At 37.3% G+C, this 26,286-nt stretch carries 23 protein-coding genes, 1 other RNA gene and 1 other annotated feature; of the genes, 20 read left to right on the forward strand and 4 right to left on the reverse strand.

All coding sequences use genetic code 11. The features are described 5' to 3' along the window. The first annotated feature begins 16 nt into the window (after window positions 1-16). Genes queA through yajC form a run of 3 tightly spaced genes read left to right on the forward strand, consistent with a single transcriptional unit; the run spans window position 17 to window position 2,517 of the window. Entirely contained in the window at window positions 17-1,045 is a 1,029-nt protein-coding gene (gene queA, locus LCM23_RS04505) for a tRNA preQ1(34) S-adenosylmethionine ribosyltransferase-isomerase QueA (protein WP_224935875.1), read from the forward strand. 30 nt (window positions 1,046-1,075) lie between these two features. Then, window positions 1,076-2,215 carry a tRNA guanosine(34) transglycosylase Tgt gene (gene tgt, locus LCM23_RS04510; RefSeq protein WP_224935876.1) on the forward strand — a complete coding sequence of 380 codons (1,140 nt, stop codon included), beginning with the start codon at window positions 1,076-1,078 and terminating at the stop codon, window positions 2,213-2,215. Between the two features lie 26 nt (window positions 2,216-2,241). Beyond that, complete coding sequence (gene yajC, locus LCM23_RS04515; protein ID WP_095372435.1) at window positions 2,242-2,517, forward strand: preprotein translocase subunit YajC; 276 nt, start codon at window positions 2,242-2,244, stop codon at window positions 2,515-2,517. Window positions 2,518-2,582: 65 nt separating this feature from the next. Here the strand turns inward: yajC and LCM23_RS04520 are convergent, their stop codons facing one another. Then, window positions 2,583-3,032 (reverse strand): TIGR04086 family membrane protein, encoded by a 450-nt coding sequence (locus tag LCM23_RS04520; protein WP_263624128.1) that lies wholly within the window; start codon window positions 3,030-3,032, stop codon window positions 2,583-2,585. Between the two features lie 89 nt (window positions 3,033-3,121). Between LCM23_RS04520 and LCM23_RS04525 the strand changes: the two genes are divergently transcribed. Further along, complete coding sequence (locus tag LCM23_RS04525; protein ID WP_224935877.1) at window positions 3,122-3,784, forward strand: DUF421 domain-containing protein; 663 nt, start codon at window positions 3,122-3,124, stop codon at window positions 3,782-3,784. Between the two features lie 66 nt (window positions 3,785-3,850). Here the strand turns inward: LCM23_RS04525 and spoVB are convergent, their stop codons facing one another. After that, complete coding sequence (gene spoVB, locus LCM23_RS04530) at window positions 3,851-5,407, reverse strand: stage V sporulation protein B (protein ID WP_224935878.1); 1,557 nt, start codon at window positions 5,405-5,407, stop codon at window positions 3,851-3,853. A gap of 131 nt (window positions 5,408-5,538) precedes the next feature. On the opposite strand from spoVB, the gene LCM23_RS04535 reads away from it, so the two are divergent. The 8 genes from LCM23_RS04535 (at window position 5,539) to dtd (ending at window position 15,696) form a co-directional block, all read left to right on the forward strand. Further along, complete coding sequence (locus LCM23_RS04535) at window positions 5,539-5,826, forward strand: post-transcriptional regulator (RefSeq protein WP_224936197.1); 288 nt, start codon at window positions 5,539-5,541, stop codon at window positions 5,824-5,826. Between the two features lie 231 nt (window positions 5,827-6,057). Continuing rightward, complete coding sequence (gene secDF, locus LCM23_RS04540) at window positions 6,058-8,325, forward strand: protein translocase subunit SecDF (protein ID WP_224935879.1); 2,268 nt, start codon at window positions 6,058-6,060, stop codon at window positions 8,323-8,325. A 272-nt stretch (window positions 8,326-8,597) separates the two neighbouring features. Next, window positions 8,598-9,497 (forward strand): cation diffusion facilitator family transporter, encoded by a 900-nt coding sequence (locus LCM23_RS04545; protein WP_224935880.1) that lies wholly within the window; start codon window positions 8,598-8,600, stop codon window positions 9,495-9,497. Window positions 9,498-9,508: 11 nt separating this feature from the next. Continuing rightward, window positions 9,509-9,847, forward strand: a complete 339-nt coding sequence (locus LCM23_RS04550; RefSeq protein ID WP_224935881.1) for a LapA family protein — start codon at window positions 9,509-9,511, stop codon at window positions 9,845-9,847. Between the two features lie 51 nt (window positions 9,848-9,898). Then, a complete protein-coding gene (gene recJ, locus LCM23_RS04555; protein ID WP_224935882.1) occupies window positions 9,899-12,238 on the forward strand; it encodes a single-stranded-DNA-specific exonuclease RecJ in 2,340 nt (779 codons plus the stop codon). Window positions 12,239-12,256: 18 nt separating this feature from the next. Beyond that, window positions 12,257-12,769 carry an adenine phosphoribosyltransferase gene (locus tag LCM23_RS04560; RefSeq protein ID WP_095372443.1) on the forward strand — a complete coding sequence of 171 codons (513 nt, stop codon included), beginning with the start codon at window positions 12,257-12,259 and terminating at the stop codon, window positions 12,767-12,769. A gap of 273 nt (window positions 12,770-13,042) precedes the next feature. Further along, window positions 13,043-15,238, forward strand: a complete 2,196-nt coding sequence (locus LCM23_RS04565) for a RelA/SpoT family protein (protein ID WP_224935883.1) — start codon at window positions 13,043-13,045, stop codon at window positions 15,236-15,238. Window positions 15,239-15,255: 17 nt separating this feature from the next. Next, entirely contained in the window at window positions 15,256-15,696 is a 441-nt protein-coding gene (dtd, locus tag LCM23_RS04570) for a D-aminoacyl-tRNA deacylase (RefSeq protein WP_224935884.1), read from the forward strand. A 334-nt stretch (window positions 15,697-16,030) separates the two neighbouring features. Here the strand turns inward: dtd and LCM23_RS04575 are convergent, their stop codons facing one another. Then, complete coding sequence (locus tag LCM23_RS04575; protein ID WP_224935885.1) at window positions 16,031-17,797, reverse strand: SH3 domain-containing protein; 1,767 nt, start codon at window positions 17,795-17,797, stop codon at window positions 16,031-16,033. 282 nt (window positions 17,798-18,079) lie between these two features. On the opposite strand from LCM23_RS04575, the gene LCM23_RS04580 reads away from it, so the two are divergent. The 5 genes from LCM23_RS04580 to LCM23_RS04600 all read left to right on the forward strand — a co-directional run bounded on the left by LCM23_RS04580 (window position 18,080) and on the right by LCM23_RS04600 (window position 23,867). Further along, window positions 18,080-18,256, forward strand: a complete 177-nt coding sequence (locus LCM23_RS04580; protein WP_224935886.1) for a hypothetical protein — start codon at window positions 18,080-18,082, stop codon at window positions 18,254-18,256. A 98-nt stretch (window positions 18,257-18,354) separates the two neighbouring features. Continuing rightward, window positions 18,355-18,591, forward strand: a binding site (T-box leader). A gap of 65 nt (window positions 18,592-18,656) precedes the next feature. Beyond that, window positions 18,657-19,931 carry a histidine--tRNA ligase gene (hisS, locus tag LCM23_RS04585; protein WP_224935887.1) on the forward strand — a complete coding sequence of 425 codons (1,275 nt, stop codon included), beginning with the start codon at window positions 18,657-18,659 and terminating at the stop codon, window positions 19,929-19,931. 12 nt (window positions 19,932-19,943) lie between these two features. Beyond that, the gene (gene aspS / locus LCM23_RS04590; RefSeq protein ID WP_224935888.1) at window positions 19,944-21,719 is read left to right on the forward strand and encodes an aspartate--tRNA ligase; all 1,776 of its coding nucleotides are present in this window, start codon (window positions 19,944-19,946) and stop codon (window positions 21,717-21,719) included. Between the two features lie 81 nt (window positions 21,720-21,800). Next, window positions 21,801-21,989, forward strand: a non-coding RNA gene (gene ssrS / locus LCM23_RS04595) — 6S RNA. Window positions 21,990-23,096: 1,107 nt separating this feature from the next. Further along, the gene (locus LCM23_RS04600; RefSeq protein ID WP_095372451.1) at window positions 23,097-23,867 is read left to right on the forward strand and encodes a tRNA threonylcarbamoyladenosine dehydratase; all 771 of its coding nucleotides are present in this window, start codon (window positions 23,097-23,099) and stop codon (window positions 23,865-23,867) included. A 45-nt stretch (window positions 23,868-23,912) separates the two neighbouring features. Here LCM23_RS04600 and LCM23_RS04605 read toward each other — a convergent pair whose 3' ends face one another. Next, entirely contained in the window at window positions 23,913-24,308 is a 396-nt protein-coding gene (locus LCM23_RS04605; protein ID WP_224935889.1) for a hypothetical protein, read from the reverse strand. Window positions 24,309-24,438: 130 nt separating this feature from the next. Between LCM23_RS04605 and LCM23_RS04610 the strand changes: the two genes are divergently transcribed. From LCM23_RS04610 to LCM23_RS04620, 3 genes are read left to right on the forward strand one after another with little or no spacing between them, the layout of a single operon-like run. Then, a complete protein-coding gene (locus LCM23_RS04610; RefSeq protein WP_224935890.1) occupies window positions 24,439-25,218 on the forward strand; it encodes a hypothetical protein in 780 nt (259 codons plus the stop codon). Between the two features lie 2 nt (window positions 25,219-25,220). Further along, complete coding sequence (locus LCM23_RS04615) at window positions 25,221-25,595, forward strand: GntR family transcriptional regulator (protein WP_224935891.1); 375 nt, start codon at window positions 25,221-25,223, stop codon at window positions 25,593-25,595. Further along, window positions 25,585-26,280, forward strand: coding sequence for an ABC transporter ATP-binding protein (locus LCM23_RS04620; RefSeq protein ID WP_224935892.1), 696 nt, complete (start codon window positions 25,585-25,587; stop codon window positions 26,278-26,280). Before LCM23_RS04615 ends, LCM23_RS04620 begins: the two co-directional genes overlap by 11 nt. The last annotated feature ends 6 nt before the right edge of the window (window positions 26,281-26,286 follow it).

Here is a 26,286-nt window from a genome sequence, read left to right on the forward strand (position 1 = left end):
TTGGAGACGAGACAAAATGAAAGTAGATTTATTTGATTTTAATTTACCAGAAGAGTTAATTGCGCAAACACCGCTTAAAGACAGAACAAGTAGCCGATTAATGGTATTAGATAAGGAGACGGGAGCGGTCCGTCATGACGTGTTTAAACATATTGTAGAATATTTACAGCCAGGTGATGCACTAGTATTGAATGATACAAGAGTATTGCCAGCACGACTTTTTGGAATGAAAGAAGAAACAGGAGCAAAATTAGAAGTGTTACTGTTGAAACAGCTTGAAAATGATCAATGGGAAACACTAGTAAAGCCAGCAAAACGGGTGAAAGTAGGGACAGAAATTATCTTTGGTAATGGTCAGCTGAAAGCGGTATGCCTTGAAGAGAGTGACCATGGCGGACGTGTTCTCAAGTTCAAATATGAAGGGATTTTCTACGAGGTATTAGAGCAATTAGGTGAAATGCCATTGCCACCCTATATTAAAGAACAACTAGAGGATCGAGATCGTTATCAAACGGTCTATGCAAAGGAGAATGGCTCTGCTGCAGCACCTACAGCTGGTTTACATTTTACTGAAGAACTATTAGAAGAAATTAAAGCTCGTGGAATTGAGGTTCTTTTCATTACCCTTCATGTGGGTTTAGGTACGTTCAGACCAGTAAATGTAGATGACATTGATCATCATGAAATGCACGCAGAGTTCTATCAAATGACAAAAGAAACAGCTCAAACGTTGAACCAAATACGGGAAAGTGGTCATAAAATCATCAGTGTTGGTACTACTTCAACAAGAACACTTGAAACAATTGCTACTGCTTTTAACGGACGTTTTGAAGAGTCAAGTGGTTGGACTGATATCTTCATCTTCCCTGGGTATGAATTTAAGGCGATTGATGGTATGATCACGAATTTTCACCTACCAAAATCAACGTTAATTATGCTTATTAGTGCATTGGCTGGTCGTGAGAATGTGCTTGAAGCATATAAGCAAGCAGTAGAAGAAAGGTATCGTTTCTTTAGTTTTGGAGATGCAATGTTTATTAAATAAAAGAGTTTGATATGGAAAAGGAGTTACGTCATGACAGCTATACGTTATGAATTGATAAAAACATGTAAACAAACAGGCGCGAGACTTGGACGTGTTCACACACCTCACGGCTCATTTGAAACACCTGTTTTTATGCCAGTAGGTACGCTAGCGACGGTGAAAACAATGTCTCCGGAAGATCTAGTGAATATGGGGGCAGGAATAATTTTAAGTAATACTTATCATCTATGGTTACGACCTGGACATGAGTTGATAAAGGAAGCGGGAGGCTTACATCAATTCATGAATTGGGATCGTGCTATTTTAACTGATTCCGGTGGATTCCAAGTATTTAGTCTCAGTGATTTTAGAAAGATTGAAGAAGAGGGTGTCCATTTTCGTAATCATTTGAATGGGGATAAACTATTTCTTTCACCTGAAAAGGCAATGCAAATACAAAACGCATTGGGCTCAGATATTATGATGGCATTTGATGAATGTCCACCTTTCCCAGCAACACATGAATATATGAAAAAATCTGTTGAGCGAACATCTAGGTGGGCCGAGAGATGTTTAGAAGCACATGAACGACCAAACGACCAAGGTTTATTTGGTATTGTTCAAGGTGGCGAATATAATGATTTACGTGCTCAAAGTGCGAAAGACCTTGTCTCACTTGATTTTCCTGGCTATGCAATAGGGGGGTTATCAGTTGGGGAACCAAAGGATATAATGAATAGAGTGTTGGAAGAAACAACACCACTTCTGCCCAATCATAAGCCCCGTTACTTAATGGGTGTCGGTTCACCGGATTCCTTAATTGATGGTGCGATTCGTGGGGTAGATATGTTTGATTGTGTATTACCAACAAGGATTGCAAGAAATGGCACATTAATGACTAGCGAAGGAAGATTAGTTGTTAAAAATGCGAAGTATGCACGTGACTTTGGTCCTCTAGATGAGAATTGCGATTGCTATACTTGTCGAAATTATAGTCGTGCCTATATAAGACACTTAATAAAATGTGACGAAACTTTCGGAATAAGGCTTACAACTTATCATAACCTTTATTTTCTGTTAAAATTAATGGAAAAGGTCAGAGAGGCAATCAGAGAGGATCGTCTAGGTGACTTTAGAGAAGAATTTTTCGAGAAATATGGTTTTAATAAGCCGAACGCGAAAAACTTCTAATACTTGAAAGGAGGGGAAAAGAGAATATGGATATTTTAGCTACTATTGGGCCGTTAGTCATTATGTTTGTGCTGTTTTATTTCCTTTTAATCAGACCACAACAAAAACGTCAAAAAGCGGTTAATCAAATGCAGAATAGTCTGAAAAAAGGCGATAAAGTAGTTACAATCGGTGGTTTACATGGTTTTGTAGATGCAATCGATGAGGACAAAGTCGTTATCAAGTGTGGCGATGGAAGCCGTCTTACATACGACCGTCAAGCGATTCGTGAAGTAACTGAATCAGCTCCCGGTACCGTTTAAGAATGAAAAAGCTGTTTGAAGTAGTTTTACTACTTCAAACAGCTTTTTTCATTTTTACATAATTTCTATTTTGTTGATTTTGAACTCATGTTTACACCTAAAATACCACCCATCATTGCAATGAGAATATAGCAAATAAAGTATACGATTTGTTGAGGATTAAATAGTTTATCAAAACCGAGATATTGGAATAAAAAAATAATGATTGTATAAATCGCACCAGTTATCCCGCCGAGCATCCATCCCCTTTGTTTTCCTTTCCCACCTGAAATGAAACCTCCAGTAAAGAGGGCAATAAAAGAAATGGCTGTCATTACATATTGAACAGAAGACTCTTGTAAGGAAGTAAACCTCAATATAAGAGCGAAAATAAAACTACTAACAATTGCCAATGTGAAAATGGCTATAAGGCCATGTAAAACGGAAGTCCCTAATGCCTTCGATTCTTCGATTGGAAACCTCCCCTTTCTCTTTTGATAAAATTCCTTTGTACAAGCATATTCTGCGGATGGCAAAATAGAAGCAAAATCATAAAATATTTCTTACTCTATTTGATTAAATTGAGAAGTCCTGTACAAGCTAATCTTATAAAGAGGTGGCAATGTTGGAAGAATATTTTATTGTTATATTTCGAACGATTTTACTATATGTTTTAATGACTATCATCTATCGCATCATGGGGAAAAGGGAAATTGGTGAGCTTAGTATACTTGATTTAGTCATTTCGATAATGATTGCTGAGTTGGCAGTTGTTGCGATTGAGAAGAGTGACGAGAAATTATTTAGGAATATTCTTCCTATGCTTATTCTGATGGTTGTACAGATTGTTTCCGCCTATTGGTCCCTAAAAAGTAAGAAAATAAGGGATCTTGTTGATGGAAAACCAGTCATTTTAATTAATAAAGGGAAGATTGATGAGAAAGCGATGAAAAAGCTACGTTACAATTTAGATGATCTCCTTATGCAACTACGTGAAAAGGATATTTCACTAATATCTGATGTTGAATATGCAATACTAGAGGTATCCGGGAGCTTGTCTGTGATTGAAAAGAGCAATCAGTCATCACAAGCGGACCTTACCCCATCATTTACGCTTCCTCTTGTCCTGGATGGGAGAATAAATAGTGAAAACTTAACACTAATCAATAAGGATGAAGAATGGTTGAAGAAAGAATTAAAGGAAAAAGGGGTTCATGATATTTCAAGGGTGTCGTTATGTAGTTTTGAAAATTCTACATTTTATATTGATTTAATTGATGAGAAATAGACAATATGTTCAGGGGTAGAAAAAACTGAGTGAGTAAATCTTGTCACTCAGTTCATTATATGAGGGCTATCTAAACATAAATTTCGCTAAAAACTGACCGACTCCTGGAAGGCCTTGTACATCACCTTTTCTAATGAGCTTTGTGAAAATCATGATGATTAGATAGATTAAACTCATAACCATTGCCCCACATAGGATAGTAGGTACGATGGTGAAGTTTAGGAACTTAATTGTAATATATCCGATATAACCTGTGAGGAGCATAGCACTCGATGTGATTAAGTATTCCCGCATATGAATGGTATAAGAAATGGCTTTTAACAAAGTGGCGAAATGCAGTAGAGTGACTAATACAAAGCCAACAATTAAGCCGAGCGCTACTCCTGTAATACCAAAGGCAGGCTGGCTTCCAAGAATAAAGATAACCGCAATTTTAGCAACCGCACCAATCAGGCTATTGATCATGGCAGCACGTGCTAAATCTAGAGCTTGTAGCGCAGACTGCAGTGGCTGTTGGAAATAGTAGAATAGGAAAAGAGGCGCCATTAATTTTAGGAAGTCGGTACCTGTTGTCGAACCATACATCACAGTCATTAATGGTTCAGCCAGGATATAAATAACCACAACTGAAAGACCACCTGTTGTTAAAGAAATCCTTAATGCTTGCTGCAGACGATATTCAATTAAATGGAAGTTATTAACTGCTTTCGCTTCACTAATGGCAGGTACGAGTGAGGTGGAGAGCGCCATATTAATGAATGATGGTAGCATTAACAAAGGAAGTGCAAATCCGGTTAAGGCACCATACCCTTCTGTAGCAGCAATTGTAGAAACACCGGCTATAGTAAGACTATAAGTCACAACAATTGGCTCTAAAAACCAAGCGACAGAACCAATCATTCTACTTCCGGTCGTAGGTAATGCCACTTCCATAAGTTGTTTAAACGTATCCTTGCCCTTGCGGATATGTTGGAAAAATTGTTTTCGTACCTTAAACTTCTTTTTCAATTTAAATGATGTTAGTAAATAAATGAGTGAGGCTAATTCGCCAATTACGGATGCAAGCATAGCTCCCGCTGCAGCATATTCAATACCGTATGGCAAAAATGCTTTAGTTAATGCAGCAATTAATGTAATTCTTACAACTTGTTCAATAAGTTGTGAATAAGCGGCCGGCTTCATATTTTGCTTACCTTGGAAGTATCCGCGTATGACAGAAGAGACGGCAATAATCGGCACAACAGGTGCGATAGCTAATAATGGATATAGCGTCCTGTTATCTGTTAATAAATGCTCTGATAGATAGGGAGTTAATAAAATTAAAGCTGGTGTAAATAAGAGCGATAATGATAATGTACTAGCTAATGAAACAATGAGGATTTTTTTTGTTTTTTCCGTATCTCCTCTTGCTTCCGATTCCGCCACATTTTTTGAAATTGCTACGGGTAAACCAAGCTGTGTAATTGTTACGACTAGAATAAATGTAGGAAAAGCCATCATATAAAGACCGACACCTTCAGCTCCAATGAACCTTGCGATGACAATCCGATTAATAAAACCGAGTACTCTAGTTACAAGTCCAGCAAATAAGAGAATAATCGTTCCTTGAATAAATTTCGACATTGTACACCCTGCCTTCTCAAATGAAAGGTATTCATATACAATTAATCTATATGCAAGAAGATGGACAAAGCATGACAAGCTTTCGTAATTAAAGTGAGTTATATTTAAAAAAGGGAGAGTTGAAGTTGAAAATGCATGCCTATGATATTTTTTTCGAAGAGGTAGAACCTGCACTTGATGTAAAAATCGATGAGTTTCGCTTTCTTGGATATGAACATGTGACAAGAGCGCAATTATGGGAATACTTAAAGAAGAAAAAGTGGAAAACGCCTAAATCAACGATACGATTATTTGAAATTGTGGAAGATGTTTTAGGGATAAAAGTTGGAGAATTTATTAACTATACAACTGTTGAAGCTTATATGGACACAGAATTTTCTCTTGAAAATGCTGAGGAAATGAAGGAATTACTAAAATAGAACGAGTAAGTTATCAATCACTTAGTACTCTAGTCATAAACGTTTATTTCTACATGTACGTTGATAAAATTGACAGTCCCTTCCTCTTGTTTCATAATAATAATATTGCGCTTGAGAAAGGTTTTCATTAAACGGTTATAATCATATTTACTTCGTTTATCCTGTTAGAAAAGTCACGTTAAAAAGCTCAACATTTGGGCTTGTTTGGAAAGTGAGGAGGAAATATACATAATGGTGAAGCGTAGCAGAATTCTATCATTTTTTCTAATCATTATTTTATTTGCAAGTTTGATGGGATTCACTTCGAAAGATATTTTAGGAGATGTAAAGCTTGGTCTTGATTTGCAAGGTGGGTTTGAAGTGCTTTATGAGGTGTCGCCTGCAAAAGAAGGCCAAGAAATTGACCAAGCTGCAATGTCGGCAACAGCACAGTCCCTAGATCGCCGAATTAATGTCCTTGGTGTAAGTGAACCCAATATTCAAATTGAAGGGGACAACCGCATTAGGGTGCAACTGGCTGGAGTAACAGACCAAGAGCAAGCTAGGGAAATGCTTTCAACGGAGGCCAATCTAACGTTTAGAGACGTGGATGATAATGTGTTGATGGATGGGAGTGACCTTGTTGAAGGAGGAGCATCACAAACATTCGATGAAAATGGTCGTCCGAGCGTGTCTATTAAGTTAAAGAGTGCGGATAAGTTTAGAGAAGTGACTCAAGAAATTGTAAACAAACCAGCAGGAGAGAATCTACTGGTCATTTGGTTAGATTTTGAAGAAGGAGATTCATTCGCCGAAGAAGCGACAAAAGAAGATCCTAAATACTTATCAGCCCCACAAGTGAGCCAAGTATTTAATCAAGATTCGGTTTCAATTGTAGGTAACTTTACTTTAGAAGAAGCAAAAACTTTATCTGATTTATTATCGGCAGGCTCATTACCAGTTAAGTTAGATGAAGTCTATTCTACTTCTGTTGGTGCACAATTTGGTGAGTCAGCATTAGATAAAACCATTATTGGCGGAATAATAGGTATTGCTGCGATTTTCATCTTTATGATTGCTTATTACCGACTTCCTGGAGTCATTGCAGTCATCACTTTATCTGTTTACTTATATTTGACATTAGTCGTATTTAATATGATGAATGCGGTACTAACATTACCTGGTGTGGCGGCATTAATTCTTGGAGTGGGTATGGCAGTAGATGCTAATATTATTACCTATGAAAGAATAAAAGATGAAATAAGAGTGGGCCGTTCGATTAAAGCTGCATTTAAGGCAGGTAGTAAAAACTCTTTATCAACTATTTTTGATGCCAATTTAACGACATTGTTAGCAGCTGGCGTATTGTTTATTTATGGGACAAGTTCTGTAAAAGGTTTTGCTACGACTTTAATTTTAAGTATTTTAATGAGTTTCATTACGGCAGTATACGGAGCAAGGTTACTCCTCTGGTTATGTGTAAATAGTAATCTGTTTAAAAACATGCCAGGCATGTTCGGAGTTCATAAGAAAGATATACACCAATTAAATGAAAACCTAGATACAGTAGATTTAACAACCAAATTTGACCGTTTTGACTTCGTTAAACATCGGAAAAAATACTATAGTTTTTCTGGCTTGATGATCGTCCTAGGAATTATTGTGCTCTTTATCTTCGGCTTAAACTTGAGCATTGACTTTTCACAAGGAACAAGAATTGAGCAAATGTCTAATGAGCCGTTAACGGAAGACGGTTATCAAGCATCTTTAGCAGAAATAGGTATAGAAACGGACGATATCGTTATTTCCGGTAATAATAATGAAATTGGTGTCGCTCGTATAAAAGACGAGGTATTCAATAAAGAACAAATTGCTGAATATCAATCACAACTAGAAGATGAATATGGAAGTATTCCTAACATTAGTACTGTTACCCCAACAGTAGGAAAAGAAATAGCGATGAATGCAATAAAAGCATTAGCCATAGCGGCCATAGGAATTATTCTGTATGTCACCATCCGTTTCGAATGGAGAATGGCTTTAGCCGCAGTACTAGCTTTATTGCATGACGCCTTCTTTATTGTTGTTATATTTAGTGTGACAAGGTTAGAAGCGGATCTTACATTTATAGCGGCTGTCTTAACCATTGTTGGTTATTCAATCAATGATACAATCGTTACATTTGACCGCATACGTGAAAATATGGTTAGGAAGAAGAAAATTAAAACCTTTGAGGAGCTTGCGCAAATAGCTAATCAAAGTTTACGGCAAACGCTGGGTCGATCAATTAATACCATTATTACAGTTGTACTAGCTGTACTCGGACTGTTGATATTTGGTAGTGAAGCGATACGTAACTTTAATATTGCTTTATTAATAGGGTTAATTGCTGGTACTTATTCATCTATCTTCCTTGCGACGCAAATGTGGCTATCATGGAAAGGTATGCAACTGAAAAAGCATGGCGTATTAATCACTTATAAAGAAAAGAAACAGAAAACAGACGAACCACAAGTTTAAAAGAAGATATCAAGCATCTGCATAAAATGGCAGATGCTTTTTTTTGCTTTCATAACATAGATGTCACTATATTCTTTACTAAATCGCAAGTATGGGTTTAGCGAGTTATCAAAGATGATATCGCTAGGTCTCTATTATTTGGACCCTTTTTTATCCCCACTCTATTTAGAATCAGTAATTAGTTAAAGTAGGAAGCCCGCTCTAGTTATGGTTATGATTTTGATCGTTATGGAAATAATAGGTAGATGAATGATCAAGAGGGGGATTTATAAATGCTTGTTGAGAAAGAAGTGAGGTTTAAACGGGCCGAGAATGCAGCAATTTTAGGAATGGGGGCAAATATTGCCCTAGCTATTTTCAAATGGGTAATTGGTGTTCATTCTGGTAGTAAAGCTTTAATAGCGGATGCCATCCATTCAGCTTCTGATGTAGCAGGTTCACTCGCTGTTTATATCGGCTTAATCGCAGCTAAAAGACCTCCAGATGAGGACCATCCATATGGACACGGTAAAGCTGAATTAATCGCTGCAATTATTGTTGCTGTATTTCTATTCTTTGTTGGTATTGAGATTTTCATATCATCATTTCAATCATTATTTCAACCTGTTGAAGCTCCGAAGGTATACGCGATTATTGCTGTGATTGTTTCCATTATAGTAAAAGAGGGAATGTTTAGATATAAGTTTAAACTGGGAAAAGAGTTAAATAGTGATGCACTTATTGTAAATGCCTATGAACACCGCTCAGATGTCTATTCCTCATTAGCTGCATTAATTGGTATAGGTAGTGCGGTAATTGGAGGAAAATTAGGGCTCAATTGGCTAGAATATGCGGATCCTGTCATTGGTTTAGTAGTAGCATTTATGATTCTCCATATGGCTTTTCAACTAGGGAAGGAAGCCATTCATAATACAATGGACCATGTGTTAAGCCCTGAGGCATCAAGTTATCTATTTTCTGCTGTAGATAAAGTAGAAGGAATTAAACGAATAGAAGAGTTGCATGCAAGAGAGCATGGGCATTACTTAATTATTGATTTAAAGATAGCCGTAGACCCATCTCTCACTGTTGAAGACGGTCATCTCATTGTAAAAAATGCAAAAGAAAAACTAATGGCTTTTCATCAAGTGCAAAACGTTTTTATTCAAATGATTCCTTATGATCATACATAGGAGGGGAATAAATGAAAAATCAATGGATTATATTACTCAGTATTGTTTTTACATTAATTGTCGCTATTTTTGCTGTTATTAACGTCGATCCAGTTACGGTTAATTATCTATTTGGCGAAAGTAGTTGGCCGCTGATTCTCGTTATTTTAAGTTCTGTATTAATGGGAGGGCTAATTGTTAGTTCAGTCGGTTTAATAAAAATTTTTAATTTACAAAGAGAAGTCAAATCGTTGAAAAAACAGTTAGTAGCGCTTAAAGGAAATGAGGGACAAAAAGAAGCAGATAAAACGCATCAAGTGAAAAGTGAATATCATGATGCTAAACAATTAAAGGTAAGCAACAAAGAATAATTGAAACGAATACGACGCTCTAGTATAATGTAAAAGTTGAGGGGTGAACGTATGTTACATTCTAAAACGCGTTGGAATGTTCGTCAATCAGATGAAGCCTCTGTAGAGGAACTCATAAACGGATTAAATATTTCATCTGCGTTGGCTACATTACTTGTTAATCGCGGCTTTAATACCGTCGAATCAGCACGGTATTTTTTATTTGATGAAAAAAAAGAATTTCACGATCCTTTCTTATTAAAAGATATGGATTTGGCTGTTTCGCGTATACAACGAGCGATTAAAAATAACGAATCGATTATGATTTTTGGTGACTATGATGCCGATGGTGTTACGAGTACGACTGTCATGATGAGAACATTAACATCACTAGGAGCAGATGTGCAATTTTACATACCTAACCGGTTTACGGAAGGTTATGGGCCAAATGTTCCGGCATTTCAATATGCTAGTGATATCGGTGTTTCGTTAATTATTACTGTTGATACAGGAATTGCTGCTATCGAACCTGCGCAAGCGGCTAAAGAAATGGGAATCGATTTAATTATTACGGATCATCATGAACCAGGCCCTATCTTACCAGAGTGTCTGGCAATCATTCATCCGAAACTTCCTGACAGTCGTTATCCTTTCAAAGAACTTGCTGGAGTTGGTGTAGCATTTAAGCTTGCTCATGCTCTATTAGGTAATGTGCCAAATGATTTATTAGAGTTTGTTGCAATTGGTACAGTGGCAGACCTTGTTTCATTGACGGATGAAAATCGCTTAATTGTGAAGAAAGGTCTTAAAAAGCTGCAATCAACACAAAATCTTGGTATCCGATCATTAATATCGTTAGCTAATGTCAAATTAGCAGAGATGACAGAAGAGACAATCGGCTTTACGATTGCACCAAGATTAAATGCTGTAGGTAGATTAGATTCTGCGGACCCTGCAGTAGAATTGTTATTAACTGAAGATGCGCTTGAGGCTGAAGCGTTAGCTGAAGAAATCGACCAAATGAATAAAGAGCGACAATCAATCGTTCATACGATGGCTGAAGAAGCGATTCAACAAGTTGAGGCGGAATATCCAATTGAGGACAATCAGGTCATCGTAGTAGGTAAAGAAGGTTGGAACCCTGGGGTTGTTGGAATTGTGGCTTCAAGGCTAGTAGAGAAATACTATCGTCCTGTTATATGTCTAAGTTTCGATTCACAACAAGGAATAGCTAAAGGATCTGCGAGGAGTATAACTGGCTTTGATCTGTTTCATAATCTTTCGCAATCTCGAGATATCCTTCCTCATTTTGGTGGTCACCCAATGGCTGCAGGAATGACCTTGAAACTTGATGATGTTGATATACTTCGTCAAAGGCTTATCCAGCTTGCAAAGGAACAGTTAAACGAAGATGACTTTATACCGATTACTGATTTAGATGCTGAATTAAGGGTAGCTGATGTTAATTTAGAAATGATCGCTGAAATACAACAATTGGCACCATTTGGTATTGATAATCCTAAGCCGAAAGTAATGTTAAAAGAGGCGAATGTCAGTCTGTTAAAGAGAATTGGGACAAATAAAACACATCTGAAGATCACATTAGAAGATAATGATGTGACATTGGATGGAATTGGATTTGGATTTGGAGAATACGCAGAACAAATTTCTATGGATGCTAGTCTTGCTATTGTAGGGGAACTTTCTATTAACGAATGGAATAATATAAAGAAGCCACAAGTCTTTATCCAAGATATACGTATACAAGAATGGCAATTATTTGATATTAGAGGCGCCAAACGTTTAGACACAATTGTCACACATGTCCATCATCAAACCTCTGAATGGATCGTATTTAATAAGGAAAATTATGATAAATTTTTACCTTATAATCCCAATGTATCATTGATTCTGTCTGATGAAGAGGCAGAAAATATTATATTAGATGGTAAGCATGTGGTTTTTTGTGATTTACCACCACAAAAGGAAAGAATAGAGGCTATTTTGCGTGGGAAAAGTCCAGAAAGAATTTATTGTCATTTCTATCAAACAAATGATATATTCTCTATGGCGACTCCAAACCGTGACCATTTTAAATGGTATTATGCGCTCATTGCTAAGAGAGGGCCTTTTAACCTTGAAGAAAGAAAAGCAGAGGTAGCTAAATTTAAAGGCTGGCAAGTTTCTTATATTGATTTTATGACTGAAGTGTTTTTTGAACTAGAATTTGTTAAAATAGATAATGGGATGATTTCTCTTAGTGATGCAAAACAAAAGAGAGATTTATCGGAATCACAGGCTTTTTGCATAAAGCAACAACAAGTAAAGTTAGAAAATGAATTGCTTTATTCAAAAGCAGGTCAATTAAAGGATTGGTTTGATGGGCTGCTTCAGAATGCCTATGTGAATTGAGGAGGCAAAGGAAAGAAGATGGATTTAAAACAATATATTACTATAGTAGAGGATTGGCCAAAACCAGGTATCACATTTAAAGATATTACTACATTAATGGATAATGGTGATGCTTATAGATATGCAACAGACCAAATTGTTACTTATGCGAAAGAAAAACAGATTGATCTTGTGGTTGGACCAGAAGCGCGTGGATTTATTATTGGATGTCCAGTAGCTTATTCTTTAGGAGTAGGATTTGCACCTGTTCGTAAAGAAGGTAAACTACCTAGAGAAACGGTAAAAGTAGATTATGGTCTGGAATATGGTAAAGATGTCTTAACTATCCATAAAGATGCGATTAAGCCTGGTCAACGCGTATTAATCACGGACGATCTTCTAGCTACAGGTGGAACCATTGAGGCAACAATAAAATTAGTAGAAGAACTAGGTGGAGTTGTTGCAGGTATTGCTTTCTTAATCGAGTTAAGCTATTTAGATGGAAAAGAGAAATTAAAGGATTATGATGTTTTAACTTTAATGACTTATTAATAGTTCTAGAGAGCACTATATGTGTTCTCTTTTTTTATTAATAGTTCTTTTTAGGATAATTAAGGATTAATTGGAATTAATTATTAGTAATTTCGACAAATTCTACGTTTTTTTGTAAAAATAAAACGCTAGCTCTTTACATCTATGTTATTTTTTTCGATAATAGTAACAATCGTTTCTTTTTTCTTAATGATATCTATTTATTTTTTATAAGGAAAAGAAGATATTACATGGTTAGGGTTATTAAAAATAATTTGGGATAAAGGTGATTCCATGGCGAACGATCAGGTGTTGACCGCCGAACAAGTCATCGATAGGACAAGAGAATATTTAAATGAAGAGCATGCCCAGTTCGTCAAAAGAGCTTACGAATTCGCTAAGTCTGCTCATAGTGAACAATACCGTAAATCAGGTGAACCGTACATTATTCACCCTATTCAGGTAGCGGGAATATTAGCGGATCTGGAAATGGACCCAGCTACAGTAGCAGCTGGTTTTCTTCATGATGTTGTTGAGGATACTGAATCCACTTTAGATGATATCGCAGAACATTTTAGTGAAGAAGTAGCTATGCTTGTAGATGGTGTAACAAAGCTGGGAAAGATTAAATATAAATCAAAAGAAGAACAGCAAGCTGAAAATCATCGTAAAATGTTTGTTGCCATGGCACAAGATATTAGAGTGATTTTAATTAAGCTTGCAGATAGACTTCATAATATGCGGACGTTAAAACACTTACCTGCTGAGAAGCAAAGAAGAATCTCGAATGAAACTTTAGAGATTTTTGCTCCGCTTGCTCATAGACTAGGAATTTCTAAAATTAAGTGGGAATTAGAAGATACAGCTTTAAGATACTTGAATCCGCAGCAATATTATCGAATTGTTAACTTGATGAAGAAGAAGAGAGCAGAGAGAGAACAATATTTAGTAGATGTTATTGCGATGATGAGGGATCGTCTGGACGACGTAACGATTGAACCTGAGATTTCTGGTAGAGCTAAACATATTTATAGCATCTATCGAAAAATGGCTCTACAAAACAAACAATTCAATGAAATTTATGATCTACTAGCCGTAAGGATTGTGGTAAATAGCATAAAGGATTGTTATGCTGTTCTCGGTATTATCCACACGCATTGGAAACCAATGCCAGGCAGATTTAAAGATTATATTGCGATGCCTAAGCAAAATATGTATCAATCATTGCATACAACAGTTATTGGTCCTAAAGGAGATCCATTAGAGGTGCAAATACGTACCTTTGATATGCATAGGATATCTGAATTTGGTATCGCTGCTCATTGGGCTTATAAAGAAGGAACAAAGGTCGATGAAAATTCTTCATTTGAAGATAAATTAAAATGGTTTAGAGAGATATTGGATTTCCAAGATGATTCGGTTGGTGCCGAGGAGTTTATGGAATCGCTTAAGATGGACCTGTTTTCTGATATGGTCTATGTTTTTACGCCTAAAGGAGATGTCATTGAACTACCATCAGGCTCTGTACCAATAGATTTTGCTTATAGAATTCATTCAGAAATAGGTAATAAAACGATTGGTGCGAAAGTAAACGGTAAAATGGTAACACTTGATTATAAGTTGCAAACAGGGGATATTGTTGAGATATTAACTTCTAAGCATTCTTATGGTCCAAGTCAAGACTGGCTTAAATTAGCTCAATCCTCACAAGCAAAAAATAAGATTAGACAATTCTTCAAAAAGCAAAGAAAAGAAGAAAATGTTGAAAAAGGGCGCGAATTAATCGAAAAAGAGATTCGTAATATGGATTTTGAAGTAAAAGAGATTATGACCGCAGAAAATCTAAATCGTGTATCGGAAAAATATAATTTCCCATCTGAAGAAGATTTGTACGCTTCTGTTGGATACAATGGCATTACGGCATTACAGGTAGCCAATCGCCTAACTGAAAAGTTAAGAAAGCAAAGAGACCTCGAAGGTAAAAAAGATATTTCCAATGCTGTGAGCGAATTGAAGCAGCTTCCTCAAGCGAAAAAACGTGAATCAGGTGTACGCGTATCAGGAATTGATAACTTACTTATTCGTTTATCGCGTTGTTGTAATCCGGTACCAGGTGATGAAATTGTCGGATTTATTACGAAGGGTAGAGGTGTCTCTGTCCATCGTGCCGACTGTACGAATATTAATACAGATGATGCGAAAGCAAGACTTATACCTGTTGAGTGGGAGACCGCTTTAAATGATCAGAAAGAGTATAATGTAGAAATAGAAATTACTGGCTATGATCGACGTGGATTATTGAATGAAGTGCTTCAGGCAGTAAATGAAGCGAAAACAAATATATCTGCAGTAACGGGTCGTTCGGACAAGAATAAAGCCGCTTCAATCAATATGTCGATTTCTATTCATAATGTAAACCATCTGCAAAAAGTGGTAGAGCGTATTAAGCAGATACCCGATGTATATGCGGTTCGTCGAATTATGAATTAAAAGGAGTGGCTAGAGTTTTGAAAATTGTTGTTCAGAGAAGTAAAGCAGCCAAAGTGACTGTTGGTGAAAAAATAACCGGTAGCATTACGCATGGCTTTGTTTTGCTTGTTGGAATTACGCATGAGGATGCGTTTGAAGATGCTGCTTATTTAGCTGATAAAATCGTTCATCTTCGTGTGTTCGATGATGAAGAAGGTAAAATGAATAGGTCATTACTTGATATACAAGGTGAAATTCTTTCTGTATCTCAATTCACCCTATATGGGGACTGCCGTAAAGGGAGACGCCCTAACTTCATGAATGCTGCGCGCCCTGAGAAAGCGTTAGATATCTATCTTCGCTTTAATGAAATGCTTAAGGAAAAAGGTGTCCACGTAGAAAAAGGTGAATTTGGTGCGATGATGAATGTATCCCTCACCAATGATGGTCCCGTTACACTCATTTTAGAAAGTAAATAAAAAATAAGATCCAACCTGAACAAATCTTGATTGAAGGCGATTTGTTCAGGTTGTTTTTTGTTCTAATAATTGGGCGTTGTTTATGAGAGTAGAATGTGTGTGCTCTTACATATCGCAAAAGATAGCATAGGAAAAAGGTTAAGCTCGTGCATCTAGAGTGGAATCGTCAAAGATAGCGTAGGAAAATGAATTAGCTCGTACATTTAGAGTGACAACATCAAACATAGACGAGCAAAACTACATTTTTTTATTAGGCTAAGTAACCCTTAATTTATACTAGTTCAAAAAATATAAATAACACCTGCCTAAAAGTAAAAAGGCAGGTGTGAGATTATTATTGGAAATGTGTACGTAATCCTTGGAAGATACCTGTCGAAACAGCTTCTTGGTATTGTTCAGATGTTACTTTTATTTCCTCTGTTGCGTTACTTAAATAACCTAGTTCAAGTAATATTGCTTTGCTGTTATTTTCACGTATAACATAATAATCACCATGTCTATATCCTCTATCATTTAAGTCGATCTTGGACATAATCCCTTGATGGACATCAGCAGCAAATTGCTGTTGATAATCGTGATAGTAATAAGTAGTCATGCCTCTTACACTTCGATCGTTTATGCTATCATAATGAATACTGATGAATGCATCAGCTTTATTCATATGAGACACACTTACCCGTGATTGGAGAGGAACATATGTATCTTGTTGTCTTGTGAATATTACAGTAGCTCCTGCTGCTTTTAATTTTGCAGCCAATTTTTCAGCAGTGCGAATCGTTACTGTTTTTTCAAGTGTACCTGATGCGCCAGTTGTACCATTATCTCTTCCTCCATGGCCAGGATCTAAGACAATCACTTTGTTTTTTAATCCTGGAGTAGAAGAAGATTGGTCGGTTGGTTGAGATTGTTTGCCATTAGAAACAATCCAGCCAGCAATAAAACCTGTTTGTCCATCACCTAATTTAATTTCATACCAATCTTTTTCTGTCCCCACAACTTCAAATGTATCTCCTTGATTGGCTCTTGCTACAATGGTGGCATTAGTCGTTGCGCTTTGACGAATATTAGAGCCATTGTGCAGAATCGTTACATTTTTGACAGATGAAGACGATTTTGATTCCGTTGAGGAACTTTGATCTTTGTTCACATACCAGCTAGCAACCCATCCGTTTGTCCCATTTGGAAGCTCAATATTTGTCCAGTTATTTTCTTCTTTTAAAATACGAAAATTGTCACCTTGAGCAACTGAACCGATAATGTTCCCGTTTAATGATGGTTTTTCCCTTACATTTAACGAACTAGCGGTGATGGTGCCATTATTATTAGTTTCTTGTTTTTTTTCTTGCTTATTGCCTGCTTGGATATATTGACTACTTATCCATGCATTTGTCCCATGAAATGAGATTTCAGTCCAATTATTTTCTTGTGATAAAATATCTACGGACGTACCTGAATTTAACTTACCAATTACTTTACTGTTTGTATCTGGACTAGTACGAACGTTGAGGGAATTACCAGTAATGACCCCTTGTTTAATCACCGTTTTCTTTTCTTCATTAGATGAAGAGCTTGCTTCTTGGGTTTGGCCATTCACTTGAACAAAGTCTTTGTGTACCCATACATTTCCGTACTCTGTCGTAATATTGAACCAATCTTGGTCGGTGGAGACGATTTTGTATTCTTTTCCTTTTGAGACAACGCCAACAACGCGATAATCAGTTGAAGGACCACCTCTAACTCTTAAACCATCAGCATTGATGGAAACGGTTTTTTCACTACCGCTATTTACTTGTTTTTCTTTTTCTTGCTTATTTTCTGTTTCCATTACAACAAGCCAATTGGCGACCCACCCTTTTTGGCCGGATTCAAAATCAATCTGATACCAATCACCTTCTTGATCAAGGATTGTGTAAGTCTCGTCTCTTGCCGCCATGCCTAGACTTGCATAACTTAATCCTGGACCTGTGCGAACATTAAGACTATCTGTTGCAATTCGAAGCTTTTGTCCTGCTGATTCAGCTTCTGCCTCTTTCATGGGTATTAGAAGAGCTATCACTAGAATCATACAAATGGTTATCCAAAGATGTTTTTTGCCTTGCAACCACGTTCCTCCTTCCTGTTTGCCATTTATCAAGATAAGCAAATATTTCCTCTCTCGTCAAGATAAATGAGGTTATATATACTTTCTTTTTTGTGTGGCCGTTTCCCTTCTAATATCGGTTTATCAACCTGTTTTGTAAACAAGTTGTAACGTAATTACCACTTCAAACCATTCGGGAGAATTGCATGGTTTTTGTCTATTTCTTTATTATTTTTATAAATATCATTCGATTTGCCCATACTAACATGAGTAAAAGACTATATGGTAAAAGGATGATTGTCTGTGAGATATGGTGAAAAAGGGATGAATGTGCAAAGTGGTGAGAACCAATTATTTGGTGTTGATTTTCATGATTTTATTCAGGCTGAGGGGGATGCCACGATGGTTGAACTTGCGAGTGAATTCGGAATTTCCTTACAAGATGTGAGAAAACTGAAAAAGAAAATTTCTAGAACGTAAATCGCCATCAATTCTATATGGAGACTTGACATCTTGTACAATGGTTATTATGATAAGAAGGATAAAATGATATTTTAATACAGTAAATGATAAAATAAATTGAACCAATGATGAAGAAGAGTAATCATTCTCCACATAAAAAGAGAGGAAATGCCATAGGCTGAAAGCATTTCTATATGATGATTTGATGAAAGAACACTTCTTAGGTTTCTCCCTGAAAAATATAAATTTATTAGGGGAAGAACGTATGCAGGCGTTATCTGTATAAAGAGACAGTATAATTATTATGCTGTAACTAGGGTGGCACCACGGGATATTCAACTCTCGTCCCTTGTATTGAAAAATACAAGGGACGAGAGTTTTTTTATTTAAGCTTTAGAAAGAGGAGGATTTGGTATATATGTCAATCCGTTTACCAAGGGGTACCCAGGATATTCTTCCTGGTCAAGTAGAGAAATGGCAATTAATAGAACAAAAAGCGAGAGAACTTTGTCATAAATTTCAATATCAGGAGATTCGCACACCGATATTTGAACATACAGATTTGTTTTTACGAAGTGTGGGAGATACAACCGATATCGTCCAGAAGGAAATGTACACATTTGAAGATCGTGGTGGAAGAAGCTTAACATTGAGACCAGAAGGAACAGCTTCCACAGTACGTTCATTTGTTGAACATAAAATGTTTGGCCAAGCAAATCAGCCTGTTAAATTATATTATATGGGGCCAATGTTTCGTTATGAAAGACCACAAGCTGGTCGTTTCCGTCAGTTTGTCCAATTTGGTGTAGAAGCGATAGGTAGCGATGATCCGGCCATTGACGCAGAAGTTATTGCTTTAGCGATGACGCTTTATAAAGAAATGGGGTTGAAAAAGTTAAAACTAGTCATCAACAGTTTAGGTGATAAGGAGAGCCGGGCAAAACATCGTGAGGCCCTCATTGCTCATTTCAGCCCGAGTATTAATGAATTTTGTTCAGATTGTCAAAGCAGATTAGAGAAAAACCCTATGCGCATTCTCGATTGTAAAAAAGATCGTGAGCATCCATTGATGAAAACTGCCCCATCAATTATTGATCACTTAAATGACGAATCCAAACAATACTTCAAAAAAGTGCAACAGTACTTAACAGACTTAGAAATTGAATTTGAAGTCGATGCGAATCTTGTCCGTGGTTTAGACTATTATACGCATACTGCCTTTGAGATTATGAGTGATGCGGAAGGGTTTGGCGCAATAACCACTCTTTGTGGTGGAGGCAGGTATAACGGTTTAACAGAAGAAGTCGGTGGACCGGAAGCACCTGGCATTGGTTTTGCTCTAAGTATTGAGAGATTTCTTGCTGCATTAGAAGCTGAGAATGTTGAACTCCCAATTGACCAATCCATTGATTGTTATATCGTCGCATTAGGTGAAGAGGCGAGAGATTATTCTGTCGGTTTGCTCCACAAATTACGCCATGCAGGATATTCTGCTGAAAGAGATTATTCTGATCGTAAAATTAAGGCACAATTTAAAGCAGCCGATCGAATGAACGCAAAATATGTAGCTGTTATCGGTGAAGATGAATTAAAAAACAATAAAATTAACTTAAAAATAATGGATAGTGGGGAACAAAAGGAAATGGAGCTTGCTTCATTTATCCAAGACTTTACTGCGCTATATAGAAACTAGGAGGAATCATAGATGTTTGGAAGAACGTACTACTGCGGAGAGATTACTGAAAAAGCGATAGGTGAGAAAGTAACATTAAAGGGTTGGGTGCAAAAACGTCGTGATTTAGGAGGTCTTATCTTTATTGACCTACGTGACAGAACAGGCATAGTCCAAGTTGTCTTTAATCCGGAAGTTTCACAAGAAGCTTTAGCATTAGCAGAAAAAATTCGTAACGAATATGTGTTAGATATTGAAGGCGTCGTTATTGAAAGGGAACAAGGGACGGTTAATGAGAGCTTAACAACTGGTAAAATTGAAATTCGAGTGGAAAAAGTAACGATTCTTAATGAGGCGAAAACACCTCCATTTACGATTGACGAAAAATCTGAAGTATCTGAGGATGTTCGCTTAAAATATCGTTATCTAGATTTAAGAAGACCAGTGATGGCCAATACATTAAAGCTACGCCATCAAGTAACAAAAGCTATTAGAGGATTCCTTGATGATGCTGATTTTATCGATGTAGAGACACCAATCTTAACGAAGAGTACACCAGAAGGAGCGCGCGATTATTTAGTGCCAAGTCGTGTGCATCCAGGAGAGTTTTACGCGCTGCCACAATCGCCACAAATATTTAAACAATTATTAATGGTCAGTGGAGTAGACCGCTATTATCAAATTGCTCGTTGCTTCCGAGATGAAGATTTACGCGCAGACCGTCAACCGGAATTTACGCAAATTGATATTGAAATGAGCTTTATGAGCCAAGAAGATATTATTGAGTTGATGGAAAGTATGATGGCTAAAATCATGAAGGATGTCAAAGGACAAGAAGTCCATATCCCATTCCCTCGTTTAACCTATCATGAAGCTATGTCAAGATACGGTTCTGATAAGCCAGATACACGTTTTGAAATGGAGCTAACGGATCTATCTGAAATCGTAAAGGATTCGAGCTTTAAAGTATTTGCTGGTGCTGTTTCATCAGGTGGACAAGTGAAAGCAATTAATGTAAAAGGTGCTGCTTCCACCTATTCCCGTAAAGATATTGATGCCTTGACGGAATTTGTTTCAGTATACGGGGCTAAAGGTCTTGCTTGGTTAAAAGCAGAAGATGAAGGTTTAAAAGGACCAATTGCTAAATTTGTATCTGAAGAAGATCAAGCAGCAATTCAGTCAGCGCTTGGTGTGGAAGCTGGCGACTTATTACTATTCGTTGCGGATAAGAAATCAGTAGTTGCCGATGCATTAGGTGCGCTTCGTCTAAAATTAGGTAAGCAATTAAAATTAATTGATGAAAGCAAATTTAACTTCTTATGGGTAACGGATTGGCCGCTACTTGAGTATGACGAAGAAGATGGTCGCTATTATGCAGCACATCATCCTTTTACAATGCCACAAAGACAAGACTTGGAAAAATTAGCTGATCAACCAGAAGAAGTAAAAGCTCAAGCGTATGACCTAGTTCTTAATGGCTATGAACTTGGCGGTGGTTCCCTACGTATATTCGAAAGAGATATTCAGGAGCGAATGTTTGAAATTCTTGGTTTTTCTAAAGAGGAAGCTGTCGAGCAATTTGGTTTCCTACTTGAAGCATTTGACTATGGTACTCCGCCACATGGAGGGATTGCACTAGGACTTGATCGTCTAGTAATGTTACTTGCTGGTAGAACGAACCTAAGAGATACAATTGCTTTCCCTAAAACAGCTAGTGCAAGTTGCGTTTTAACAGATGCACCTGGGGAAGTAAGTGAAGCACAATTAAATGATCTTCATCTCGCTTTGAATATAAAGAATCAAGATTAATTGGTAAAAAAAGTGATTTTTGAACTATATGTCACTTCTTGAATTCATATCTTAGCTATGATAAGATTACTTCAATCATAAAGAGTCCTGATGTGTACGTCGTCTACCCTAATTTTGACCGAACATATTACCTTCGGGAGTCCGGAGTTTTCTACGTAAGCGTAAATGCCTCATTTCTAGAGGACTTACAGATGCGAGGAGCAGGACACCCACCTGCTAAGTGCGGGTTCAAAATGAAGGACCAATAACGACGGCATAATTGGGACTCTTTCACTTTATAATTGTACGTAAAAACCTGATCATAGATATCAGGTTTTTTTATTTGTGGTCGAATAATAGTGCACTTATTAAGAGGTTTGCAAGTTAGAAACAAACCCGGTGTATGAGTGCTTGAGTGCTTCGAAAAATGGATTAGCAGGTCACTTAGAAGGAAGCTGGCGTCTGAGCGCTTCGAAAAATGGATTAGCAGGTCCCTCGTAAGGAACCCCGAGCGTGAGTGCTTCGCAAAATGGATTAGCAGGTCCCTCAGAAGGAACTCTGGGAGTGAGCGCTTCGCAAAATGGATTAGTAGGTCCCTCAGAATGAATCTGGCGTATGAGCGCTTCGCAAAATGGATTAGCAAGTCCCTCAGAAGGAACTCCCGTGTATGAGCGCTTCGCAAAGTGGATGAGCAAGTCCCTCAGAATGAATCTGGCGTATGAGCGCTTCGCAAAGTGGATTAGCAGGTCCCTCAGAAGGACCTCTGGGAGTGAGCGCTTCGCAAAGTGGATGAGCAGGTCCCTCAGAAGGACCTCTGGGAGTTGAGCGCTTCGCAAAGTGGATGAGCAGGTCCCTCAGAAGGACCCCCGGGCGTGAGTGCTTCGCAAAGTGGATGAGCAGGTCCCTCAGAAGGACCTCTGGGAGTGAGCGCTTCGCAAAGTGGATGAGCAGGTCCCTCAGAAGGACCCCCGGGCGTGAGCGCTTCGCAAAGTGGATGAGCAGGTCCCTCAGAAGGACCCCCGGGCGTGAGCGCTTCGCAAAGTGGATGAGCAGGTCCCTCAGAAGGACCCCCGGGCGTGAGCGCTTCGCAAAATGAATTAGCAAGTCCCTCAGAAAGAACCTAGCGTATGAGTGCTTTACAAACGCCTGTTCTAACCGGCAACGCCTGAAAGAAAAGCTCCCTCATTCTTCATTATTTTTTGGGTTTAAAAAACCCAACAAATATGTACCAAAACAGGAAGGTCAAAAGATATCATTTGACCATAAAAATCTGTTCACCTTTTTCAAAAGAAGGAACGAGAAATCCCAGTGATTTACTTGTATTTAACGGAAAGTATGATATATTTTTTTACGGGTATGATTATTTGTAGGATAGATATGGAATGGAGTTGAAATAGCATGTTACATCAGTTTTCGCGAAATGAGCTTGCCATTGGTAAAGATGGTTTAGAGACAATGAAAAATAGTACAGTGGCTGTATTAGGTATCGGGGGAGTGGGTACATTTGCAGCTGAGGCCCTTGCTCGTTCAGGCGTGGGCAGACTTGTGCTTGTTGATAAAGATGATGTGGATATTACCAATGTCAATAGACAAATTATTGCGTTGCTTTCTACTGTCGGTAGGCAAAAAGTAGAAGTAATGAAAGAGAGAATTATGGATATTAATCCAGAATGTGAAGTCATTGCTTTGAAAATGTTTTATACAGAAGAAACATATGAAGATTTCTTTAGTTATAACCCTGACTTTGTCATTGATGCTTCAGACACGATTTCTTATAAGATTCACTTAATGAAAGAGTGCTTGAAAAGAGATATACCGATTATTTCTAGTATGGGTGCAGCTAATAAGATGGATCCGACAAGATTCCAAATCGCTGATATTTCTAAAACGCATACCGATCCAATTGCTAAGGTAATTCGTACTCGTTTACGAAAGGAAGGCATTCGTAAAGGTATACCCGTCGTTTTCTCTGATGAAAGCCCGATCGTTATTCGTGAAGATGTGAGAAAAACCGTTGGGAAAGATGATGCAAAAATACGTAAGGCGAAAATGCCGCCGTCTTCTAATGCATTTGTGCCTTCTGTATCAGGACTTATTATGGCAAGTTATGTTGTCAAGGAATTATTAGCCGACATCCCTATTAGTCGTGTAAATGACGAAAGTAAATAAACGAAGAAAAGCTTGTAGTTATTGTTACTACAAGCTTTTCTTCATTTATTTGCGATATTCTTTCATAACAGACATTAGTCCTTCGTAAAGTGAAAGCTCGTTTTCTAATTGATGGCTAGTTTCTTCCCATTTTTGATTAAGTTCTTTATTTCTTTCCTCTAATTGCTCATTTTCCAATAAAAGTGCCTTGTTCTCAGATAATAATAAAAGGTCAGGGGTTGTTTTTAAGTATTCAATCACTTTCTGTATAGATAAACTCGCAGAGTCTTCTCTAGTCTTCTTCATATTGTGATACCTCGTTTGACAGGCTGATTCTGTTCTACCTAATTTTTTTGCTGCCATGCGAAAGGCATCTGCTTTAGAATCACCATTTTGGCTATACTCGTTAACCAATTCTTCTAATAGTCGATCGTCGGATTCTTGCCAAGATGCATGTGTCATCGAAAGCCTCCTTATCAAAACATTTATTATTATCCTCTACCTTAAAAAAAGAATCATACATTAGGCTTGACGGAAACAAAGTACCGGTGTACTATTTAACTAATACACTAGATGTAAAAAGGAGGAAAAAATGAATCCTTTTCGTGGCTTGCTCGTAAAAGAATTAAAGATAATGAAATCTCACTTTTATGGCGTAATTTTAACCTTGTTTTTTACCGTTTTAATAGGCTTCGCATTGACTCATTATTTTAAGGAAGGCAATATTTTACCTGCTTTTCTGTTTGCCTTATTTTTTGCGCATATTCTGTTTTATCCTATTTTTATTTTATATTCCTTAAATTTTGAGACTAAGACGCAAGGGTGGCTGCATAACCCAAATCGGGGTTCTTATTTATTGAGTAGTAAGCTAGTGGCCATTAGTATTTATTTTGTAATGTCGATAGTCATTACCATTTTCTTAGCAATAGGGAGCTATTATTATAATCCTGGTGTCTCATTCTATGACAATATACCAGTTGTTCTTCCACTTTACTTATTATTATTTATTACTTGTTTGTCTTTCTATTTTGGTTTATGGTTCTGTTTTTATTGGTTCGTTTACTATAGCTTAAAAAATGTACCGATCTTAGGAAGGGTGCGCTCAGTATCTTTATCTATCATAGTAGTTGTGCAAATGTTCATTTCTGGTTTAATAGGTGAAAGCGATTGGTACAAACAATTAGTTCATATGAGTGAGCTTGATTTAAATGTAGATTGGCTGCATTTTAACTTTTTTGTGCAATCAGACGGGTTCACATTCAATATGGCTGATAGTACAATCTCCATTGTAGAAATCCTTTTATACATCGTTACAGCTAGTCTGTTATTCATTACCTCGACTTGGTTGCTCGAAAAGAAGGTTGAGGTGTAAAAATGGCGGAAGAGTTTCATTCATCACAGCCGATATATCTCCAAATCATGGAACGGGTTTGTCAACAGATTGTGAGAAAAGAGTTAGCTCCAGGGGCAAAATTACCCTCTGTTCGTGAGATGGCACTTACATTTGGGGTGAATCCAAATACAATTCAAAGAACGTATCAAGAGCTAGAAAGGATGGAAGTCGCCTTGGCGAAGCGTGGGCAAGGAACATTTGTAACAGAGGATACTGCCAAGTTAATGAACTTAAAAAGAGATATGCAAAAACAGATCATCCAATCCTATGTAAATAATTTGCGAGAGTTAGGTTTTTCTAATGAGGAAATGAAACAAGGGCTATCTCAATTCCTGAAGGAGGATCATGATGATTGAGTTTCATAAGGTGAATAAGAAATATGGCTTTAATCACGTTTTGAAAGATATCAGCTTTACCATACGCCCTGGGAAAATCATTGGCCTAGTGGGACCGAATGGAAGTGGAAAATCGACCATCCTGAAACTCATCTCTGGTCTAACCTATCCTTCAAGTGGTGAAGTCAGTGTATTAGGGGAGCCTGCTAATAGAAGAATTGCGTCCAAAGTCATCTATTTAACAGAGGCAGACAGTTTTTATCCTTCTTTTACGGTTAAAGATATGCTGAATTTTTATGAGAGCCAATTTGCTGATTTTGAACAAGTTAAAGCAATGGAACTACTTCAATTCATGAACTTAAATGATTCAGTAAAAATTAGGTCATTATCGAAAGGAAACCGTGGACGGTTAAAGTTAGTATTGGCTCTTGCTAGAAGAGCACCTATTTTACTTTTAGATGAACCATTTTCTGGATTAGATCCAATGGTTCGGGATACGTTGGTTCAGGGATTATTAAGCTTTATTGATTTTGAGAAACAAACAGTGCTAATGGCTACACATGAAATAGAAGAAGTTGAAACAGTCCTTGATGAATTAATTATGATAGAAGATGGAAGATTTCTTGGTCAGTATCATGTAGAAACAATAAGAGAAGAAAAAGGGCTGTCTATCAAAGAATGGATGAAAGAAACATATAAGGGGTGAGGAAAG

Source organism: Cytobacillus kochii (assembly GCF_020171845.1).
GTDB lineage: Bacteria > Bacillota > Bacilli > Bacillales > Cytobacillaceae > Cytobacillus > Cytobacillus kochii.

Bases quoted from the DNA above. Each gene is read 5' to 3' on its own strand.
- queA (WP_224935875.1), top strand. From the start codon at position 17: ATGAAAGTAGATTTATTTGATTTTAATTTACCAGAAGAGTTAATTGCG.
- tgt (WP_224935876.1), top strand. From the start codon at position 1,076: ATGACAGCTATACGTTATGAATTGATAAAAACATGTAAACAAACAGGC.
- yajC (WP_095372435.1), top strand. From the start codon at position 2,242: ATGGATATTTTAGCTACTATTGGGCCGTTAGTCATTATGTTTGTGCTG.
- spoVB (WP_224935878.1), bottom strand. From the start codon at position 5,407: ATGTCGAAATTTATTCAAGGAACGATTATTCTCTTATTTGCTGGACTT.
- LCM23_RS04535 (WP_224936197.1), top strand. From the start codon at position 5,539: ATGCATGCCTATGATATTTTTTTCGAAGAGGTAGAACCTGCACTTGAT.
- secDF (WP_224935879.1), top strand. From the start codon at position 6,058: ATGGTGAAGCGTAGCAGAATTCTATCATTTTTTCTAATCATTATTTTA.
- LCM23_RS04545 (WP_224935880.1), top strand. From the start codon at position 8,598: ATGCTTGTTGAGAAAGAAGTGAGGTTTAAACGGGCCGAGAATGCAGCA.
- LCM23_RS04550 (WP_224935881.1), top strand. From the start codon at position 9,509: ATGAAAAATCAATGGATTATATTACTCAGTATTGTTTTTACATTAATT.
- recJ (WP_224935882.1), top strand. From the start codon at position 9,899: ATGTTACATTCTAAAACGCGTTGGAATGTTCGTCAATCAGATGAAGCC.
- LCM23_RS04560 (WP_095372443.1), top strand. From the start codon at position 12,257: ATGGATTTAAAACAATATATTACTATAGTAGAGGATTGGCCAAAACCA.
- LCM23_RS04565 (WP_224935883.1), top strand. From the start codon at position 13,043: ATGGCGAACGATCAGGTGTTGACCGCCGAACAAGTCATCGATAGGACA.
- hisS (WP_224935887.1), top strand. From the start codon at position 18,657: ATGTCAATCCGTTTACCAAGGGGTACCCAGGATATTCTTCCTGGTCAA.
- aspS (WP_224935888.1), top strand. From the start codon at position 19,944: ATGTTTGGAAGAACGTACTACTGCGGAGAGATTACTGAAAAAGCGATA.
- LCM23_RS04600 (WP_095372451.1), top strand. From the start codon at position 23,097: ATGTTACATCAGTTTTCGCGAAATGAGCTTGCCATTGGTAAAGATGGT.
- LCM23_RS04605 (WP_224935889.1), bottom strand. From the start codon at position 24,308: ATGACACATGCATCTTGGCAAGAATCCGACGATCGACTATTAGAAGAA.
- LCM23_RS04610 (WP_224935890.1), top strand. From the start codon at position 24,439: ATGAATCCTTTTCGTGGCTTGCTCGTAAAAGAATTAAAGATAATGAAA.
- LCM23_RS04615 (WP_224935891.1), top strand. From the start codon at position 25,221: ATGGCGGAAGAGTTTCATTCATCACAGCCGATATATCTCCAAATCATG.
- LCM23_RS04620 (WP_224935892.1), top strand. From the start codon at position 25,585: ATGATGATTGAGTTTCATAAGGTGAATAAGAAATATGGCTTTAATCAC.